Origin of the sequence: Sulfitobacter sp. SH22 (assembly GCF_965641905.1) — a bacterium.
Lineage (GTDB): Bacteria > Pseudomonadota > Alphaproteobacteria > Rhodobacterales > Rhodobacteraceae > Sulfitobacter.
Window position 1 is genome coordinate 1447563 of record NZ_OZ282573.1, and the last position, 19025, is coordinate 1466587.

16 protein-coding genes are annotated in these 19025 nt (G+C 59.3%); 5 read left to right on the forward strand and 11 right to left on the reverse strand.

Translation table 11 applies throughout. The features are described 5' to 3' along the window. Window positions 1-8 precede the first annotated feature (8 nt). Window positions 9-1403: a UDP-N-acetylmuramoyl-L-alanine--D-glutamate ligase gene (gene murD, locus ACSQ13_RS09075; protein ID WP_295510707.1), complete on the reverse strand. Its 1395-nt coding sequence runs from the start codon at window positions 1401-1403 to the stop codon at window positions 9-11. Window positions 1404-1451: 48 nt separating this feature from the next. Between murD and ACSQ13_RS09080 the strand changes: the two genes are divergently transcribed. After that, entirely contained in the window at window positions 1452-2363 is a 912-nt protein-coding gene (locus ACSQ13_RS09080) for a glutaminase (protein WP_295510705.1), read from the forward strand. Between the two features lie 130 nt (window positions 2364-2493). Here the strand turns inward: ACSQ13_RS09080 and mraY are convergent, their stop codons facing one another. The 7 genes from mraY to mraZ are packed head-to-tail and all read right to left on the reverse strand — an operon-like array spanning window position 2494 to window position 10175. Further along, complete coding sequence (mraY, locus tag ACSQ13_RS09085) at window positions 2494-3576, reverse strand: phospho-N-acetylmuramoyl-pentapeptide-transferase (RefSeq protein ID WP_295510703.1); 1083 nt, start codon at window positions 3574-3576, stop codon at window positions 2494-2496. A gap of 32 nt (window positions 3577-3608) precedes the next feature. After that, on the reverse strand, window positions 3609-5045 hold the full coding sequence (locus ACSQ13_RS09090) for a UDP-N-acetylmuramoyl-tripeptide--D-alanyl-D-alanine ligase (protein WP_295510700.1): 1437 nt from the start codon (window positions 5043-5045) through the stop codon (window positions 3609-3611). Then, window positions 5042-6523 carry a UDP-N-acetylmuramoyl-L-alanyl-D-glutamate--2,6-diaminopimelate ligase gene (locus ACSQ13_RS09095; protein ID WP_295510698.1) on the reverse strand — a complete coding sequence of 494 codons (1482 nt, stop codon included), beginning with the start codon at window positions 6521-6523 and terminating at the stop codon, window positions 5042-5044. Before ACSQ13_RS09095 ends, ACSQ13_RS09090 begins: the two co-directional genes overlap by 4 nt. Before the next feature lie 16 nt (window positions 6524-6539). Continuing rightward, entirely contained in the window at window positions 6540-8327 is a 1788-nt protein-coding gene (locus ACSQ13_RS09100; RefSeq protein ID WP_176249450.1) for a peptidoglycan D,D-transpeptidase FtsI family protein, read from the reverse strand. Continuing rightward, complete coding sequence (gene ftsL, locus ACSQ13_RS09105) at window positions 8324-8677, reverse strand: cell division protein FtsL (RefSeq protein WP_176249451.1); 354 nt, start codon at window positions 8675-8677, stop codon at window positions 8324-8326. Before ftsL ends, ACSQ13_RS09100 begins: the two co-directional genes overlap by 4 nt. Further along, on the reverse strand, window positions 8674-9666 hold the full coding sequence (rsmH, locus tag ACSQ13_RS09110; protein ID WP_176249452.1) for a 16S rRNA (cytosine(1402)-N(4))-methyltransferase RsmH: 993 nt from the start codon (window positions 9664-9666) through the stop codon (window positions 8674-8676). The genes ftsL and rsmH overlap by 4 nt, the downstream gene beginning before the upstream one ends. A gap of 5 nt (window positions 9667-9671) precedes the next feature. After that, complete coding sequence (mraZ, locus tag ACSQ13_RS09115) at window positions 9672-10175, reverse strand: division/cell wall cluster transcriptional repressor MraZ (protein WP_176249453.1); 504 nt, start codon at window positions 10173-10175, stop codon at window positions 9672-9674. 786 nt (window positions 10176-10961) lie between these two features. On the opposite strand from mraZ, the gene ACSQ13_RS09120 reads away from it, so the two are divergent. After that, window positions 10962-11360 carry a c-type cytochrome gene (locus ACSQ13_RS09120; protein WP_176249454.1) on the forward strand — a complete coding sequence of 133 codons (399 nt, stop codon included), beginning with the start codon at window positions 10962-10964 and terminating at the stop codon, window positions 11358-11360. 12 nt (window positions 11361-11372) lie between these two features. On the opposite strand, the gene ACSQ13_RS09125 is transcribed toward ACSQ13_RS09120, so the two are convergent. Further along, the gene (locus ACSQ13_RS09125; RefSeq protein ID WP_176249455.1) at window positions 11373-12443 is read right to left on the reverse strand and encodes an Mrp/NBP35 family ATP-binding protein; all 1071 of its coding nucleotides are present in this window, start codon (window positions 12441-12443) and stop codon (window positions 11373-11375) included. Window positions 12444-12916: 473 nt separating this feature from the next. Between ACSQ13_RS09125 and ACSQ13_RS09130 the strand changes: the two genes are divergently transcribed. Next, a complete protein-coding gene (locus ACSQ13_RS09130; protein ID WP_176249456.1) occupies window positions 12917-13129 on the forward strand; it encodes a DUF1127 domain-containing protein in 213 nt (70 codons plus the stop codon). A gap of 310 nt (window positions 13130-13439) precedes the next feature. Here ACSQ13_RS09130 and ACSQ13_RS09135 read toward each other — a convergent pair whose 3' ends face one another. Next, window positions 13440-14234: an AraC family transcriptional regulator gene (locus ACSQ13_RS09135; RefSeq protein ID WP_176249457.1), complete on the reverse strand. Its 795-nt coding sequence runs from the start codon at window positions 14232-14234 to the stop codon at window positions 13440-13442. Between the two features lie 141 nt (window positions 14235-14375). On the opposite strand from ACSQ13_RS09135, the gene ACSQ13_RS09140 reads away from it, so the two are divergent. Next, window positions 14376-14732: a cupin domain-containing protein gene (locus ACSQ13_RS09140; RefSeq protein ID WP_176249458.1), complete on the forward strand. Its 357-nt coding sequence runs from the start codon at window positions 14376-14378 to the stop codon at window positions 14730-14732. Window positions 14733-15138: 406 nt separating this feature from the next. Beyond that, a complete protein-coding gene (locus tag ACSQ13_RS09145; RefSeq protein WP_176249459.1) occupies window positions 15139-16512 on the forward strand; it encodes an aspartate aminotransferase family protein in 1374 nt (457 codons plus the stop codon). Between the two features lie 56 nt (window positions 16513-16568). Here the strand turns inward: ACSQ13_RS09145 and ACSQ13_RS09150 are convergent, their stop codons facing one another. Further along, the gene (locus tag ACSQ13_RS09150; protein WP_295510688.1) at window positions 16569-18989 is read right to left on the reverse strand and encodes an ATP-dependent helicase; all 2421 of its coding nucleotides are present in this window, start codon (window positions 18987-18989) and stop codon (window positions 16569-16571) included. Between the last annotated feature and the right edge of the window lie 36 nt (window positions 18990-19025).

Sequence of the window (19025 nt, forward strand, 5' to 3'; positions counted from 1 at the left end):
GGCCCCGCCTACAGAAACTTCTGCACCTGGGTGACAAAATCATCCCCGCGCCGCTCGAAACTGTCATATTGATCGAAACTCGCCGCCGCAGGGGCCAGCAGAACCACATCGCCCGCCTCTGCCTCCGCCACAGCCCGCGCCACAGCCACCTCCATCGTGCCGCAGACCTCGGCCTCGACCCCCAGCTTCATCGCAAACTGCGCCGCCTCGCGCCCGATCACATAGGCCTTGCGCACCGTCGGCAGGGGTTTGGTCAGATCGCCCAAGCCCCCCTCTTTCTCCAGCCCGCCACAAATCCAGCGGATGTTCTGGAAGGCCGCAACCGCCTTGACCGCGCTGTCCACATTGGTGGCCTTGCTGTCATTGACAAAGCGGATGCCGCGCAGCTCGCCCACCGTCTGGCTGCGATGCGGCAAGCCGCCAAAACTGTGAAATGCCGCCTCGATCACCTTGGGCGCAAACCCCAAAGTCCGGCAGGCCGCATAGGCCGAACAGGCATTCTGATGGTTATGCGCCCCCGGCAACCCCTCAACCTTGCGCAGATCAATCGAAGCAACCTGCTTGCCAGCGCGAAACTCGGCAAGAAACCCCTTGCGTGCAAAGACATTCCACCCAAGCCCTACCAGCTTGCGGTCCACTGACACGCGAATGACCCGATCATCCGCCGCCCCTTCGCTGAGCTGCCCCGCCAAAAACCGCCCCTCGGCCTCGTCCACACCAATAATCGCACGGTCCGGCCCGCCTTCGGCGAACAACCGGCGCTTGGCCGCGAAATAGCCGCCCATCCCCGCATGACGGTCCAGATGATCGGGGCTAAGGTTGGTAAATACCGCAATATCCGGCGTCAGATTGCGCGCCAGATCGGTCTGATAGCTCGACAGTTCCAGCACAACGACCTCGCCATCGATCGCAGGCTCGATATCCAGAACCCCGCGCCCGATATTGCCCGCCAGTTGCGTCGGCCGCCCTGCATGTTTCAAAATATGATGGATCAACGCCGAGGTGGTCGATTTCCCGTTCGATCCGGTGATCGCAATCACCTTGGGGGTCTGGTCGAAACTATCCCAATCCTGCGTGGCAAAGCTCTGAAAAAACAAACCGATGTCGTTATCAACCGCAACGCCGGCATCCTGCGCGGCAACAATCACGGGGTTGGGCGCGGGATAAAGATGCGGAATACCGGGGCTGACCACAAGGCGTGCGATATCGTCAAACGCCCCCGCCTTCACCAGATCAAGACACTCGAACCCTTCGGCCTGTGCGGTGTCGCGCGCGGCCGGATTGTCATCCCAACACACAGGCACAGCCCCCCCCGCGGCCAAGGCACGCGCCGCCGAAAGGCCAGACCGCCCCAAGCCCAAAATAGCGACCCGTGCGCCTGTCAAACCCTGAACTGGTATCATGCCCGATCTCCTGTTAGCGATGCCCCTGAAGTGACCTTCGGAGCCCATATGTCCCCTCTGCCAGATATTCTGTCCCAGCTCAACGACGACATGCGCCGCGACGATGACTGGGGCGCTGTGGCCAGCTATATCCCCGAACTTGCCCATATCGACCCTGCGCAATTCGCCATCGCCGTGACCACCGCCGACGGAGAGATGTTTACCGCAGGCGATGCCGACACACCGTTTTCGGTGCAATCAATCACCAAAGTCTATACCCTCGCCATCGCCCTTGGCCGGTCGGGCGATCAACTCTGGCGGCGTGTGGGCCGCGAACCCTCGGGCAAGGCGTTCAACTCGATTGTCCAGCTCGAACAGGAAAACGGACGCCCGCGCAATCCCTTCATCAACGCAGGTGCCATCGTCACCACCGATGAAATCCTCACCGGCCGCCTGCCCCGCGAAACGCTGGCCGAAATTCTCCAGTTCATCCGCGCGGCCGCTGGCGATGACAATATCCACATCAACGAAACCGTCGCCGCCTCCGAGAAAGCCCACGGCCACCGCAACTTCGCGCTGGCCCATTTCCTCGCTTCCTGCGGCAACCTCAACAACGCGCCGGAAAAAACCCTCGGCACCTATTTCCACCACTGCGCCATCGAAATGTCGGCCCGCCAACTCGCCATGTCCGGCCGCTTCCTGATCGACACGCCAAAACTGCCGCGCCTGATCCTGCCCCAACGCATCCGCCGCCTGAACGCGCTGATGCTGACCTGCGGGCATTACGATGGCTCGGGTGATTTTGCCTACCGCGTCGGCCTGCCCGCCAAATCCGGCGTCGGCGGCGGCATCCTCGCCATTGTGCCCGGCGTCGCCAGCGTGGCTGTCTGGTCGCCCGGCCTGAACCGCTACGGCAATTCCCAAAAAGGCACCGAAGCCATGGCCCGCCTCGCCCGTGAAATGAGCTGGTCGATCTTCTAAAGCAAATTCATTTTGCCAGATAAACTCCGGGGGGATCGGCCAACGGCCGATGGGGGCTGGCCCCCGACACCGCCCGCCGCAGGCGCATCCCCAACCGTCAGAACACCAACGACCAAGGACCCCGCAGGTCTTACCGGACTTTCAGCGTCGCCAACCCGATCATCGCCAGGATGAGCGAGATGATCCAGAACCGGATCACGATCTGCGGCTCGGCCCAGCCTTTTTTCTCATAGTGGTGGTGGATCGGGGCCATCAGAAACACCCGTTTGCCGGTGCGTTTGAAATACAGCACCTGAATGATCACCGACAGGGCCTCGACCACGAACAAACCGCCGACGATGGCCAGTACCAATTCGTGTTTGGTGGCAACCGCAATGGCCCCCAACGCGCCGCCAAGCGCCAGCGATCCGGTGTCGCCCATGAACACGGCGGCAGGCGGGGCGTTGTACCACAAAAACCCAAGGCCCCCGCCAAAAATACCCGCCGTAAAGATCAGGATTTCGCCTGTGCCCGGCACATAATGCACATCCAGATAATCGGTGAAATCGACCCGTCCGACCGCATAGGCAATCACACCCAAAGCCCCCGCAGCAATCATCACCGGCATGATCGCAAGCCCGTCCAGACCGTCCGTCAGGTTCACCGCATTGGCCGACCCGACGATCACAATGACGGAAAACGGCACAAACAGGAAACCAAGGTTGATCAGCGTGTCCTTGAACACCGGCAGCGCCAGCTGGTTTTGCAGGCCTTCAGGATGGTATTGCGCGGCCCAGAACCCCGCGATTGCGGCAATGATCAGCCCCAACAGCAGGCGCATCTTGCTGGAAACACCCGCCGTCGTCTGTTTGCTGACCTTGGCGTAATCATCGGCAAAACCGATGGCGGCAAAGCTCATTGTCACGAAAAGCACCATCCAGATAAACGGATTGTCCAGCCGCGCCCACATCAGCGTCGAGGTCAGCAAAGCCCCCACAATCAGCAAACCACCCATCGTCGGTGTGCCCGCCTTGACGAAATGCCCCTCGGGGCCATCATCGCGAATGGGTTGGCCTTTGCCCTGACGTTTGCGCAGAACTGCGATCAGCGGCTTGCCAAACAGAAAGCCGAAAATCAGCGCGGTCAGAAACGCACCACCAGCCCGAAAGGTGATGTAGCGGAAAAGGTTGAAGAAATCGCCGCCATCCGACAGCAGGGTCAACCAATAGAGCATTGTGCGCGTCCTAACTCAAAATCTTGCGGGCCTCAGCCCTGTTCTTCGTTGGTGACCGGATGGCCCATTTTGCGGATCGCGTCAACGATCAGGCCCAATTTCATCGACAAAGACCCTTTGGCCAGCACAACATCGCCGCTGTCCAGATGTCCCGACAATCCGGGCAATAGTTCTGCCGATGTCGCCGCCCATTCACCGCGCTGATGCGCCGGAATCAGATCGTAAAGCGACCGCATCAACGGGCCAACGCAATGGATCACATCCAGCTTTTTGGTCGCTTCCAGATGGGCCAGCCCTGCGTGCAAGGCGATTTCATCGGGGCCAAGTTCTTTCATGTCGCCCAGATAGGCAATGCGCCGTCCCTTGCTGACGCGGCCAATGTCATGGGTGACCTCTGCTGCCGCCAACACCTCCAGTGCGGCCGCCATTGAGGTGGGGTTGGCATTATAGCTGTCGTCGATCAGGTTGAGCGTCATGTTGATTTCAACGCGATCAAGATGGATGACCTCGCGGACGCCGCGCCCTTTGTAAGGCGTCCAGCGCCCCAGGGACGCCGCCGCGAGCGCCAGATCGGCCCCCATGGCCTGCGCCACAGCCAGCGCGCCAAGCGCGTTCATCGCGAAATGCCGCCCCGGCGTGCCGATCTTGAACAGCAAGGGCGTGCCATCGGCGTCAGCCTGCACCACGGTGGTATCACCCTGAACCTGCACGTCTTTCAGTTTGAAATGATAGGCGTTTTCCCCGAATTCGATGTCGCGCAAACGGCAGTCTACGGCTTTGGCCATCAGGATCGCGGCATGGTCGATATCGGCATTGATCACGGCCACGCCGCCCGGTTGCAGCCCGTCAAAGATAGCGGCCTTTTCAACCGCAATGCCCGCCACATCGTCAAAGGCTTCCAGATGCACAGCTGCAACGGTGGTGACCATCGCCGCATCAGGCTTGGTCAGGATCGCCAGCGGAGAGATTTCTCCGGGATGGTTCATCCCGATCTCGATCACGGCATATTGGGTATCGGCTGGCATCCGCGCCAGTGTCAGCGGCACGCCCCAGTGGTTGTTATAGCTGTCCACCGATGCATGTGCCCGCCCCTGATCCGCGAAAATCGCCAGCAGCATTTCCTTGGTCGAGGTCTTGCCGACGCTGCCCGTCACCGCGACCACCTTGGCCTTCGTGCGCGCACGCGCAGCAGCACCAAGCGCCTCAAGCCCCGTCAACACATCATCAACAATCAGCAACGGCGCATCTGCGGCCACCCCTTCGGGCACATGGCTGACCAGCGCCGCACCTGCGCCTTTTTCCAGCGCCATCGCAACGAAATCATGCCCGTCGCGCACATCCCTGAGGGCGACAAACAGATCGCCCGCCTGAATTGTGCGGGTGTCGATCGACACCCCGTCACAAGACCAATCACCGACCGCGCGGCCTCCGGTGGCTTTTGCCGCCTCTGCTGCTGTCCACAAGCTCATGTTAGCCTCCCGTCCAGTGCCGCAACCGCGAGGCTGGCCTGTTCCACATCATCAAAGGGCAAGACATCATCGCCGATGGTCTGCCCGGTTTCATGGCCCTTGCCCGCAATCAGCAGCGCATCGCCGGGGCCGATGACATCGACGCCGCGCAAGATCGCCTCGGCACGGTCGCCAACCTCGGTTGCGCCGGGGGCACCTGCCATGACCGCTGCACGGATCAGGGCCGGGTCTTCCGAGCGCGGGTTGTCGTCGGTCACAAATACCACATCGGCATGTGCCGCCGCCGCCTGCCCCATCAAGGGCCGCTTGGTCGTATCGCGGTCGCCGCCAGCGCCGATGATCGCAACCAGACGTCCCATCACATGGGGGCGCATCGCCTGAAGCGCGGTCGCGATGGCATCGGGGGTATGGGCGTAATCGACGAACACCGCCCCGCCATTGTCGCGGGTCGCGGCCAGTTGCATCCGGCCCCGCACGGTCGTCAGGTGGGGGATCGTGTCGAACACATCCGCAGAATTGGCCCCGCAGGCAATGACCAGCCCGCAGGCCAGCAAGACGTTATCGGCCTGAAACCCGCCAATCAGGTTGAGCCGTTTCTGATAGGTCTTGCCGCGCCAGTCAAAGCGCAGATCCTGCCCCGTGGCATCAAAGCGCTGGCCCGTCAGGTGCAGATCGCCGCCATCCCGGCCCACGCTGATCACCTCGCAACCGCGCGCACGGGCGATGGCGGCCATATCGATGCCTTTGGGGTCGTCGATATTGACCACAGCGGTGCCGTCTTCGGGCAGGACGCGCGCGAACAAACCCGCTTTGGCGTCGAAATACGCCTCGAAGGTCGCGTGGTAATCCAGATGATCCTGGGTGAAGTTGGTGAACCCGGCGGCCCTGAGCGTCACGCCATCAAGCCGGCGCTGGTCGAGCCCGTGAGAGGACGCCTCCATCGCGGCGTGCGTAATGCCGTTAGCCGCAGCTTCGGCCAGCGCACGGTGCAGGGTGATCGGTTCGGGCGTGGTGTGGGCCAGCGGGGCGGTCCATGCGCCCTCGACCCCTGTGGTGCCAAGGTTGACGGCCGACAGGCCCATTTCGATCCAGATCTGGCGGACAAAGGTACTGACGGATGTTTTGCCATTGGTGCCGGTCACGGCAACCATCGTGGCAGGCTGCGCGCCGAACCACAGCGCCGCAGAACGCGCCAGCGCCTCGCGGGGGGCATCGGTGACAACGACGGCAATGCCGGCATCAGCCATCAGATCACCGGCGATTTCGGCACCTTTGGCATCGGTCAGAACCGCAACCGCGCCCATACGCACCGCATATTGAATGAATTCGGCCCCGTGAACCTTGCTGCCGGGCATGGCGGCAAACAGAAAGCCGCTTTTTACCTGTCGGCTGTCAACGGCAATGCCGGTGATGTCGGGGTTGGCCTCCCCCTTTGCGGTCAGACCAAGTGAGGAAAGGGGGATGGTCTGTGTGCCCATGGGGGACGCTCTTTTATCAGTTGCTGCTGGACAGCGTTATACCAGCGACACTGTCCGGTTCAACAGTTGGTCTGAGCCCCAGCAAAGGTGCGATCCGGCGGATCATCTCGGCGGCGACGGGCACAGCCGTCCAACCCGCTGTGCGGCGCGGTTTTTCACCCGATGTTTCAACAGGTTCGTCCAAGGTCAGGATCAGCACATATTTCGGATCAGTGATCGGGAATATGCTGGCAAATGTGTTGATCACCTTGTCTTCAAGATACCCGCCACGGGGGCCGGGTTTGTCGGCAGTGCCGGTTTTGCCGCCCACATGATAGCCGGGAACCTCGCCAAAACTGGCGGTCCCTTCGGTGACGACCTTGCGCAGCATCATCCGCGCATCGGCGGCGGCGCGCTCGGACATCAGGCGTTCGCCCATTTTAGGCCCGTTCTGTTTCACCAAGGTCGGCAAAACCTTCAGACCGCCATTCGCAATCGCAGCATATCCGGCCGCAAGATGCATCGGGCTGGAGGACAAACCATGCCCGTAGGAAATCGTGACCGAGCTGAGCTCTTCCCAGCGTTTGGGCAGCAAGGGCTGGCCCCCCGACGCTTCAACGATCTCGAAGGGGGTGGGTTCAAAAAAGCCGAGGCTTTTCAGGAATGCCTGTTGCCGCTCTGACCCGATTTGCAAGGCAAGACGACCCGATCCGCGGTTCGAACTATGAACGATAATGCCCGTAACCGATTGTTTTCCGTAGTTCTTGCCGTTGAACTCTCCGATTTTGAACCCGCCGACCTTCATCGGCCCGGAGGTGTCAATCACAGTGTCCGCATTCACCAACCCCAGATCAATCGCCTGCGCTGCCGCGAAAATCTTGAAGACGGAGCCCAATTCGTACACGCCTTGAACCGACCGGTTGAACAGCGGGCTGTCTGACGCGTCGCCCTTTACGGCGACGTGCGGGCGGTCGTTGGGGTCAAATGACGGCAGCGACACCGCGCTGATCACCTCGCCTGTGTGAATATCCATCAAGACCGATGTCGCGCCCTTGGCGTTCATCAGCTTCATGCCGCCGTATAAAATCCGCTCGGAGGCGGCCTGCACCGTCATATCAAGCGACAGTTCCAGCGGCTTGTTCCCGTTGGCAGGGTCCCGCAGGTAGGTATCAAAGTATTTTTCCACGCCGGCAACGCCGATCACCTCGGCACCGTGCACGCCCTCTTTGCCAAAGCTGGCACCGCCCATGATATGCGCGGCCAGCGTGCCATTGGGGTACAGGCGCATGTCGCGCGGGGCAAACAGCAGGCCGGGTTCACCGATTTCGTGAACCGCTTGCATCTGTTCGGGGCTGATTTTCTTGCGAATCCACAGGAACTTGCGCTTGCCGGTAAAGTCGCGGATCAGCCGTTCCTCGTCCAGATCGGGGAACACCTTCATCAGCTTTTTGGCGGCGCGTTCGGGGTCGATCATGTGATGCGGCTGTGCATAGAGCGCATGGGTCTCGAAATTCGTTGCCAGCAGGTTGCCGTTGCGGTCAACGATGTCGGCACGGGTGGCCGAAATCACCGATCCGGGGGCTGCGGCGCGGGGTTCTGTCGGGTCCGTGGTGGCCATCACGCCCATGCGCGCACCCACAACGGCAAAGGCGCAGAAAAAGAACACACCCAGGACCAGCAAACGCCCTTCGGCACGCTGGCGCGAGGAATCGCGCATCTGTTCGTGCCGGATACGGGTGTTTTCACGTTCAATCGCGTCGGGGTTTTCGCCTTTTTGGCGTGCCTCAAGGATACGGGCCAGTGGACGCAGCGGGGTGCGGATCATTCTGATGCCTCCATCGTGGACACGTCGACGCCTTGGGTGATCTCGAACAGCGGGAATTCAGGCAGTGGCGGATAGCCGACCTGATCAATCGCGCCGAACTGGTCGGGGTGCAGCGGCAAAAGGCCAAGGCGGTCAAAGTTCATTTCCGCCAGATCACGCAGCCGGTCGGGGCGGTTCAGATAGGCCCATTCGGCGCGCAAAACGGCCAGACGGCTGTGCGCTTCGCGGATTTCGTGACGCAGACCGTCGGTATCGCTCAACGCCTTTTGCGTGGCATAGTTTTCGCGGTAGGCCCAAAATGCCAACCCGATGACAGACAATGTTGTGAGGACGTAAAGCACGGCTCTCATGGCAGAATTCCTTTGACGACGGGCATCCCGAGCGATTTTGCATCAACGGGTCCGGCAGGCGCATCGGTACGAATGGCAACCCGCAGCTTGGCAGAACGGCTGCGCGGGTTTTCCTCAAGCTCTTGCGCATCCGGCCCGATGGCCTTGCGCTTTTTGACGATGAATTGCGGTGCTTCGGTTTCCATTTCAGGCGCAAAGCGGTTGGCATTGCCACCGGTCCCTGCCCGCGCCGTCAAAAAGCGTTTGACCATGCGGTCTTCGACCGAATGAAAGGTGACGACGGCCAGTTGTCCGCCTGGTTTCAGCGCCCGTTCAGCGGCCATAAGCCCTTCGAACAATTCACCATATTCGTTGTTCACCGCGATGCGCAGCGCCTGAAAACTGCGGGTCGCGGGGTGCGACTGACCGGGTTTGGAGCGGGGCAAACAACCCTCGACCAACCCTGCCAGTTGCAAGGTTGTGGTAATCGGCGCTTCTTCGCGGGCCCGCACAATCGCCTTGGCAATGCGGCGGCTGGCGCGTTCTTCGCCGTATTGGAACAGGATATTGGCGATGGTTTCTTCTTCGGCCTCGTTGACGATGTCAGCGGCAGACGGGCCTTGCTGGCTCATCCGCATGTCCAAAGGCCCGTCGCGCATAAAGGAAAAACCGCGTTCGGCCAGATCAAGCTGCATCGACGATACGCCCAGATCCAGCACAACACCGTCAAGGTCCTGCGCGTATTCGTCCATCTTGGAGAAAACGCCCTGCTGCATGATAATCCGGTCGCCATAGTCAGCGGCCCAGCTTTTCGCCATCTCAAAGGCCAGCGGGTCACGGTCAACGGCGATGACCTGATCGGCACCGGCATCCAGCAAGCCGCGCGTATAGCCGCCCGCGCCGAATGTGCCGTCCAGCCAGCGGCCCGTGACAGGGGCAACCGCAGCCAGCAAGGGGCGCAACAGAACCGGTGTGTGGGGGGCTGAAGGGGTGTCAGAGGCAGCGGTCATATCGCTTAAGCCCCCGGCTTGCCGTCCAGGAAGGCCATCGGATCGAAGTCTTCTGGCAATTCATCCAGCCATTCCTCTTCGCGGGCTTTTTCCTCGGTCTCATAGGTTTCGGGCTTCCAGATCTGGAACGTGTCACCGGCAGCGATAAAGAACGCCTCGCCTTCCAGGTCGATCTTGTTGCGCAGCTTGGCAGGCAGCACCAGGCGGCCCGTTTCATCAACGGATGTTGGAAAGGACTGACCGTGGAACAGCCGTTGCAGCATCTTGCGTTCCATTGATCCGCGCGGCAGCGCGTCGATTTTATCGTCGACCTCGTCAATCGCCTGCATGGTATAGCATTCAAGATAGCTGCGGCGGCTGTCGCCATAGACGATGACCAGTTCGGGCGTGCCGCCGTTTTGCCAATTCGGATCACCGGCTTCCAACACACGACGAAAAGAGGCTGGGATAGACACCCGCCCCTTCGTATCGACCTTGTGCTGGCTTTCGCCTCTGAACCTGCGGCTCACGTGTTAGTCCCTGCCTATGACGCGTTTCGCGCCTGAAATTCATGTCCCCGGTGGTGCCCGACGTTTGATGTAAAAACGGCGGGTTGATCTGCTGCCACTGATCAACCCGCCGCGTATCCCGCCGTTGCGGGGAAGTCCGACTGCGCGCGCCACCTGGGGGGATGTCTGCTCGCTCGCGCGCCGGATCTCTTGGTCTGATGAAAGCGAGGTGCCTGTATGAACCTGCTAGAGTTTTATTTGGTCGATGGGGTCGTTTGGTGCCCCGTGTCTCGTTCTCATCCGATGCACTAGGGATGCCATGGGAAATCATGGGCGTCTACATTTTTTTTCGGGAAAAGGCACCGGATTTGGTTTTGCACAGGGGATATAAACAACATGTAGATTGGGAAATCACAGAAATATTACCGCATCATGTTTACATTCATCGCCAACACACCAGATGTAGTGCGAACGATCCTGACCCTGAATTTCCCACGGTTTCCCGGAAAAAATTCATCCTCAAACTTATCCACAAGCCATGTTCCCGCCTTGTTCCATAAATCAACGGGGTTAGACAACCGAAATCAAGAGCCGGAACCCGGATTTAAAGCTGAATCGGCACATTTCAGCCGAATCACCTCCGCGACGGGCAATCCGGACCCGCCAAAAATCCCATGAATTCCCGCGCGGGGCATCGACCTGGGATGCTGTGGGCCGAAATTCCCAGATCGGGCGCGATATTTTTATCTGCATTGACCCCTGTCGGGTCAAAACGCATTCTGCGCACAGACTATGAAAAGGCACCGCATGAAACCTACCGTCCTCCTGATCGCCGCTATACCTGTCGCGATTGCAGCATGTACCCAACCCGCCCCGCAAAACCGCGGCGCAGATCTATACGCGGCGCATTGCATCAGCTGCCACGGCAAATCCGCTCAAGGGGACGGGCCGTTGGCCGCGCAATACGGGATGCGGCCGGCAAACCTGACGTTGCTTAGCCAGAACAACGGGGGCGTTTTCCCGTCCGAGGGCGTGATGGCGCAGATCAACGGCTATCCCGGGCGTCACGACTTTGGCGGCATGCCTGAATTCGAACATGTACTGTCGGGCACGACCGTCCGGTACCAGACAGCGTCGGGTGAGGTGATCGAAACCCAGCAGGCGCTCATCGACATCGCCACCTATCTTGAGACCCTTCAGCAGTAGAAAGGCGGGGGCTTACGCCATCCCGCCCTTTATCAACCCTTCGGCAATGCGGGCATAGGCCTGCGCCATGGGACCATCGCCCGCTGCAATCGGCGTGCCACCGTCGCCGGCAAGGCGGGTATCCAGATCAATGGGCAGACTGCCCAGCAAGGGCACGCCGATCTTGTCCGCCTCGGCCGCGACACCGCCATGGCCGAATATCTGATGTTCGGACCCGCAATCGGGGCAGACAAACATCGACATGTTTTCGATCAGGCCGATAACCGGGGTTTTCAGGGTGTTGAACATGTCGATGGCCTTGCGCGCATCAATCAGCGCCACGTCTTGCGGGGTGGACACGACAATGGCCCCCGACAATTCGGACTTGGTACATAGTGTCAGCTGAACATCGCCTGTTCCGGGCGGCAGATCGACCAGCAGCACGTCAAGCTCGCCCCATTCAACCTGCCCCAACATCTGCTGCAGCGCCCCCATCAGCATCGGGCCACGCCAAACCACGGCTTTGCCTTCTTCCATCATGAAGCCGATCGACATCAGGGTTACGCCATGGGCGTGCAGGGGAATGATCGTTTTGCCATCGGGCGATGCGGGGCGTTTGTTGACCCCCATCATGCGCGGCTGGCTGGGGCCGTAAATATCAGCATCCAGCAGGCCAACCTTGCGCCCTGCCCGCGCCAGCGCCACCGCAAGGTTCGAACTGACGGTCGATTTGCCAACGCCACCCTTGCCCGACCCGATGGCCAGAATCCGCTGCACGCCTTTGGGCTTGGTGGGGCCGTCCTGCGGCTTGGGATGGCCGCCGATCTTGAGGCTGGGTGCCGGAGCCTTGGGCGCGGGGCCATGGGCGGTCAGGGCCACGGTGACGGAGCTCACACCCTCCATCGCCTTTACCACCTGTTCGGCCGCATCACGCAAAGGGGCCATTTGCGCGGCCACCTGCGCATTCGGGGCCTCGATCACGAAACGCACGACATCCCCGTCGATCGTCAAAGCACGAATCAAATCATGGGCAAGGATGGATTTCCCATCCGGCATTGTGACGCGTTCCAGTTCAGCTTCGACTTGGGCTTTTGTAACGGGCATATCGTTTTCCTTCTTATCCAGGGTTTTGACATGGCAGTTTTTGACCAAACCGCAAGAGCCTGTCGCCACACTGCCCACGCAAGCAGCAAAGCCCGAAATATCTGCCTAGAAAATAATCAAACCCCCTATGTTTCTGCTGCATAGCTGCATTGCAGAATTTATATTTGTGCAACTGCAGCAAATAGGTCAGAAAGGTTTCAGGACAGCACAAGCTGCTGACCAACAGAAAGACCAGACGCATCCATCCTCCTCCCGGATGTTTCTGTTTTAGGCGACGGCACCCTCCTCCTCCCTGGTGTCGTCGCCATTTTTTTTGTCAAAATTTTTCAGGACCTTACGTCAACTTTGCTTATGCATTTGCTGCATAGCAGCATTGACGACATGTGCATTGTGCAGACGCAGCATCTTCCTACATATGGATCACAACGAAACGCAGACGACGCAAACGCAGACGAAACAAACGAGGTGCTGAAATGGCATATGTAAACGCAACAACCGCTCCTTCCATCGCAGACCGCTTTAACGCTGTTCTGTCCATGATCGCGACGCGCCGCAAACAAGCCCGCGTATACCGCGCCACATTCGACGAGCTGAGCTCGCTCTCGAACCGTGAATTGGCAGACCTCGGCATGAGCCGTTCACAAATCCGCAGCATCGCTCTGGAAACAGGCCGCAACGCTGCCTAAATGAATTGAGATCGGACACACACATCCTCCCTGTTGTGTGTCTGTAGAAGGCCTACGGTTTCCTCCTCCTCCCTGAAACCACGGCCTTCATAAACGTCTCCTTCCTCCTTTCCTCCCGATTGGATTGGAGACGTCGAAAAAGACGGCGGTGCTTTCCTCCCAAAGCGCCGCCGTTCTTTATTTCAAAGGCACCCATTTTCAGAAATCCGGTATTTACGGGCATCAGGTGCGTGGTGGGCCAAGGTTTGCTCTGGGGGACAAAACGGATCTTCAAGATCATCTAGCGAAGCTCCGCTTTGGTCGATGAACTCTATCGTCTTTGTATCAAGCGCTGCCAGCCTCCCGGAGAGATACCGAAGTTCGCTTTGAACTGTCGCGTCATGTGGGGCTGGTCGCTGAAACCCGCTCTTAAAGCAGCGTCAACCAAAGTAGCTCCAGAAACAATGTCGCCGCGAACCTGATCTAGACGACGCAGTGTCAGGTATCGATACGGGCTGGTTCCGAACGCTTTTCTGAACTGACGCGCCAGCGCATACCGGTCCAAGCCGGTGATTTTTTCCAGTTCTTCGGAATGGACGGTCTGATCAAGATTGCCGTCAAGGTATTCTCTCGCTCGGTTTGTCGCTCTTAAGTCTATCAAGGAGCCTGTTGTGCGATGGGCAGACGTGTCGTGTGCCAGCAACCCGTCCGCCAATAAAACGGCCAGTTCATCCATAGCAACCGTTTCCAGAATTGTGGCCATATCGGAGAATGCAGCATGGATTGCGTGCATCAAGCGCGGGTCCGTAAGAACCGCGTCACGCAAAAAAGGAAGCGTGCTTGCCGACGGCCCTAAAGCCTCACGTACCAAAGATGGCTCGACATACAGCATCCGGTAGTGGAACCCGTCTTCTGTTCCGGCCTCGCCAGTGTGTACTTCGTCAGGGTGTAGAACAATTACCTGACCGGCAACACTATCCGAACGCGCACCACGATAATCAAAGCTCTGGACGCCATTGATGGTATATCCGATTGCGTAAGTGTCATGTCGATGCGGGGCGTAAGCCTCACCGGAAAAATGTGCCTCGATCCTCTGGATGCCGGCCTGCCAGGGCGCTGCTGCCACCCAATCGCGCGCGCACGATCGTTCAAGACCCGGCGTGAGGTCGTGTGATCTTGTCTCACTGGATTGTCGTTCGCTTTTAATCGGACAACTCCTGATGGCTTCGTGGCCATACCTGTAAAAACAATAAAAAGGACATCATCAATGAAATCAGTCAACCTTGAGGAAAAACTGGCACAGTTTTCAACGCATTGGGACCCACATGTGATTGCCGATTATAACGACAATGAAGTCATGGTGGTCAAATTGATCGGTGAGTATCCATTCCATAAACATGACTCCACAGATGATTTCTTCTATGTGCTGGAGGGTGAGATGCAAATGGATATTGAAGGGGAGCCGTCGCGCACGGTCAAAGCGGGCGAGCTGTTTATTGTCCCAAAGGGCGTGGTCCATCGGCCACGCGCTGACAGTGAGGTCAAGGTACTTCTGATCGAGCCGAAAGGCGAACCCAATTCAGGTGACTCAGATCGCAAAGCTGCCCCCAAGACCCGCATCTGATTAATAATAGCGGCGGGATAGGTGACGTTAATGCCCGCCGCAGCATCGGTCGCTCTGGGCTCGAAGTCGGCCTGCATCATCCTCCGAAACCGCAAGCGAACGCGGTCGCCGAACTGAAGCCTCGATCCACCATGAAGCCGCCCCGCCAAGCAGTTCTGCCTAATTCGAGCGCAGTTCCCCGCCAACTCCAATCCCGAAAACCCGCACCCGACGACAAATCTGTTGGTTTCCCCGCACAACCGTGGTTAAAATGCTGCATTACCTTGGCAATAAAGGCATTGCGCGCTGCTGCTTGGGTGAGCGGAGCCGTTCTGCTCACACTCCGGCCCCTGTTTGGCCCCTTGCGTGCAACCGGCTCCTTTCAGAATGAACAGGCGGCGCGCCGCCACAGTCGAAGGGTAAGACCATGCTACACAATGATAAACTTGAACAATGGGACCGCGAGAATTTCTTTCACGCCTCGACCCATCTGGCTGAATTCGCACGGGGCAACATCCCGCAGCGCGTGATCAAAACCGCGTCCGGCGTGCATATCGAAGACCGCGATGGCAACCGGATGCTGGACGCCTTCGCGGGTTTGTATTGCGTCAACGTCGGCTATGGCCGCCCCGAGATCGCCGAAGCCATCGCCGAGCAGGCGAAAGAGCTGGCCTATTACCATTCCTATGTCGGCCACGGCACCGAAGCGTCGATCACCCTTGCCAAGATGGTGATGGACCGCGCGCCCGATCACATGTCCAAAGTGTATTTCGGCATGTCCGGCTCCGATGCCAACGAGACCAACATCAAATTGATCTGGTATTACAACAACATACTGGGTCGCCCGAAGAAGAAAAAGATCATCTCGCGCTGGCGCGGCTATCACGGATCGGGCCTGATGACCGGATCGCTGACGGGCCTCGACCTGTTTCACAAGAAGTTCGACCTGCCCCTCGCGCAGGTGATCCACACAGAGGCACCGTTTTATTTCCAGCGCAAGAATCAGGACCAAAGCGAAAGCGAATTCGTCGCCCATTGCGTGTCCGAGCTTGAGGCGATGATCCACGCCGAAGGGGCCGACACCATCGCGGCCTTTATCGGTGAACCCGTTTTGGGCACCGGTGGCATCGTGCCGCCGCCCGCAGGCTATTGGCCCGCCATCCAAGAAGTGCTGGACCGCCACGATATTCTGCTGGTCGCAGACGAAGTCGTGACCGGTTTTGGCCGTTTGGGCACGATGTTCGGGTCCGATCACTATGGCATGCGCCCCGATCTGATCACCATCGCCAAGGGGCTGACATCGGCCTATGCGCCGCTTTCGGGGTCGATTGTGTCTGACAAAATGTGGGCCGTGCTTGAAAAAGGCACCGATGAAAACGGCCCGATCGGGCACGGCTGGACCTATTCGGCCCATCCTATCGGCGCTGCTGCGGGCGTTGCGAACCTGCAATTGATCGACAAACTGGGGCTGATGGAAAATGCAGGCACGGTTGGGGCCTATCTGAACACCCAGATGCGCGCCGCCTTGGCCGACCACCCCCATGTGGGCGACGTGCGTGGCGAAGGCATGTTGTGCGCGGTTGAATTCGTGGCCGACAAAGACAGCCGCACCTTCTATGACGCGGCCGACAAGATCGGGCCGCAGATCGCCGGCAAGCTGCTTGAGCAAAGCAACGTCATCGCGCGGGCCATGCCCCAAGGGGATATTCTGGGCTTTGCCCCGCCCTTCTGCCTTAGCAAGGAGGAGGCCGATCAGGTCGTTGCCGCAACCCATCAGGCCGTGACATCGGTTCTGGGCTAAATCCGGCTGACATACTCATGGGGCGCTGCATCTGCCGCGCCCCATGAACCAATCCCTTAAAACGGTACGTCATCCGATCCGGTCAGAAACCGCGACACGACTTTTTTGATCCCGGCTTTTTCAAACTCGATCTCAAGCTTGTCACCTTCGATCCCGATCACATTGCCATAGCCGAATTTCTGATGGAACACGCGTTCGCCCATGGTGAAGCTGCTGACTGCGGCCATATCAATGGTGACATTGCGCGATTCCCTGGGCTGGCTCATCCCGCGATCATTGCTGCGCGATTGCAGACGCCGCCAACCCGGTGAATTATAGACATTCGCCTCGGCGGCCTTTTCATGCAGATCGGATTTCGGCATCGCAGCGCCAAACCCACCCCCATAAAGGCCGGGCGGGGTCAGGACATCCACGTGATCCTGCGGCAATTCGTCGATAAACCGCGACGGCATGGCGCTTTGCCATTGGCCAAACACCCGCCGGTTCGCGGCAAATGAAATGGTGCAGATTTCCTCGGCGCGGGTGATGCCGACATAGGCCAGACGGCGCTCTTCCTCGAGGCCCTTGACCCCGCTTTCATCCATAGACCGTTGCGACGGAAACAGCCCGTCCTCCCAGCCCGGCAGGAACACGGCAGGAAATTCCAGACCTTTGGCGGCGTGCAGCGTCATGATCGACACCTTTTCGCCCTCGCCTTGCTGTTCGTTGTCCATAATCAGGCTGACATGCTCAAGGAACCCTTGCAGATTCTCGAACTGTTCCAAGGCCTTGACCAATTCCTTGAGGTTCTCAAGCCGCCCCGGTGCCTCTGGCGTTTTGTCGTTCTGCCAAAAACCGGTATAGCCGGACTCATCAAGGATGACCTGCGCCAGCTCGACATGGCTCATCTCGGGCGGGCCGTATTCATAGCGCGCAATAGGCACGCCATCGTCGATCACTGAATTATCGTCGATCTCGGTGCGAATGCGCGGCCCGCGCGCCATCTCGCCCCAGCGTTCAATGCCGTCAATCAACAGCCGCAACTGCGCCGCCCCCTTGCCGCCGATCCCGCCATTGGCCAGCAATATCCGCGCGCCTTCCACAAGGTTCACGCCGTTTTCACGCGCCGTTACCTGTATATTCTGCTGCGCCTTATCGCCCAGCCCGCGCTTGGGCGTGTTCACGATCCGCTCGAACGCCAGATCATCATCGGGCGATGTCACGACGCGGAAATAGGCCATCGCATCGCGGATTTCCAAACGCTCGTAGAAGCGCGGCCCCCCGATGACGCGGTAGGGCAGACCGATGGTCAGAAACCGGTCCTCAAAGGCGCGCATCTGGTGCGAGGCCCGCACGAGGATCGCCATATCATCCAGCGAATACTTGCGCAGATCGCGGGTCCCGCGCTGCATGGATTCGATCTCGTCCCCGATCCAGCGGGCTTCTTCCTCGCCATCCCAATGGCCGATCAACCGAACCTTTTCACCATCCCGCGCTTCGGTCCAAAGCGTCTTGCCCAACCGCCCTTCGTTGCCCGCAATCACGCCGGACGCAGCAGCCAGAATATGCGGGGTCGACCGGTAGTTCTGTTCCAGCCGCACCACATGGGCACCGGGGAAATCGCTCTCAAACTTGAGGATATTGCCCACTTCGGCCCCGCGCCAGCCATAGATCGACTGGTCGTCATCCCCCACACAACAGATGTTTTTATGCCCCGCCGCCAACAGCCGCAGCCACAGATATTGGGCGACGTTGGTGTCTTGGTATTCGTCCACAAGGATGAACTTGAACCAGCGTTGATACTGTTTCAGCAAGTCCTCGTGAGTCTGGAAAATCGTCACCATATGCAACAGCAGATCGCCGAAATCGCAGGCGTTCAGATCTTTCAGCCGCGCTTGATACTGGGCATAAAGTTCGGTGCCACGGTGGTTGTAATGACCCGCATCGGCACTTGGCACCTTTTCCGGTGTCAGGGCACGGTTCTTCCAGCCGTCAATGATCCCCGCCAGCATCCGCGCAGGCCAACGCTTGTCGTCAATACCTTCGGCCTTGATCAACTGCTTGAGCAGGCGCAACTGGTCGTCCGTATCCAGAATGGTAAAGTTCGATTTCAACCCCACCAGTTCCGCATGACGGCGCAGCAGCTTGACGCAGATCGCATGGAACGTGCCCAGCCACGGCATGCCTTCAATGCTTTGCCCCAACATGCCACCGACGCGGTTCTTCATCTCGCGCGCGGCCTTGTTGGTGAAGGTGACCGCCAAAATCTCGTTCGGGCGGGCGCGGCCCGTGTTCATCAAATGCACGATCCGCGCAGTCAACGCCTTGGTCTTGCCGGTGCCCGCCCCCGCCAGCATCAACACCGGCCCGTCCATCTGTTCAACGGCAGCCCGTTGCGCGGGGTTCAGCCCGTCGAGATAGGGTTGCGGACGCGCGGCCATGGCGCGCGCTGATAAAGATGCGCCCTCAAAGGCGTCCATTTCGTCGAAATCATTCATGGGCCATAACCTAGCGCGCCATGCGTCCAAATGAAA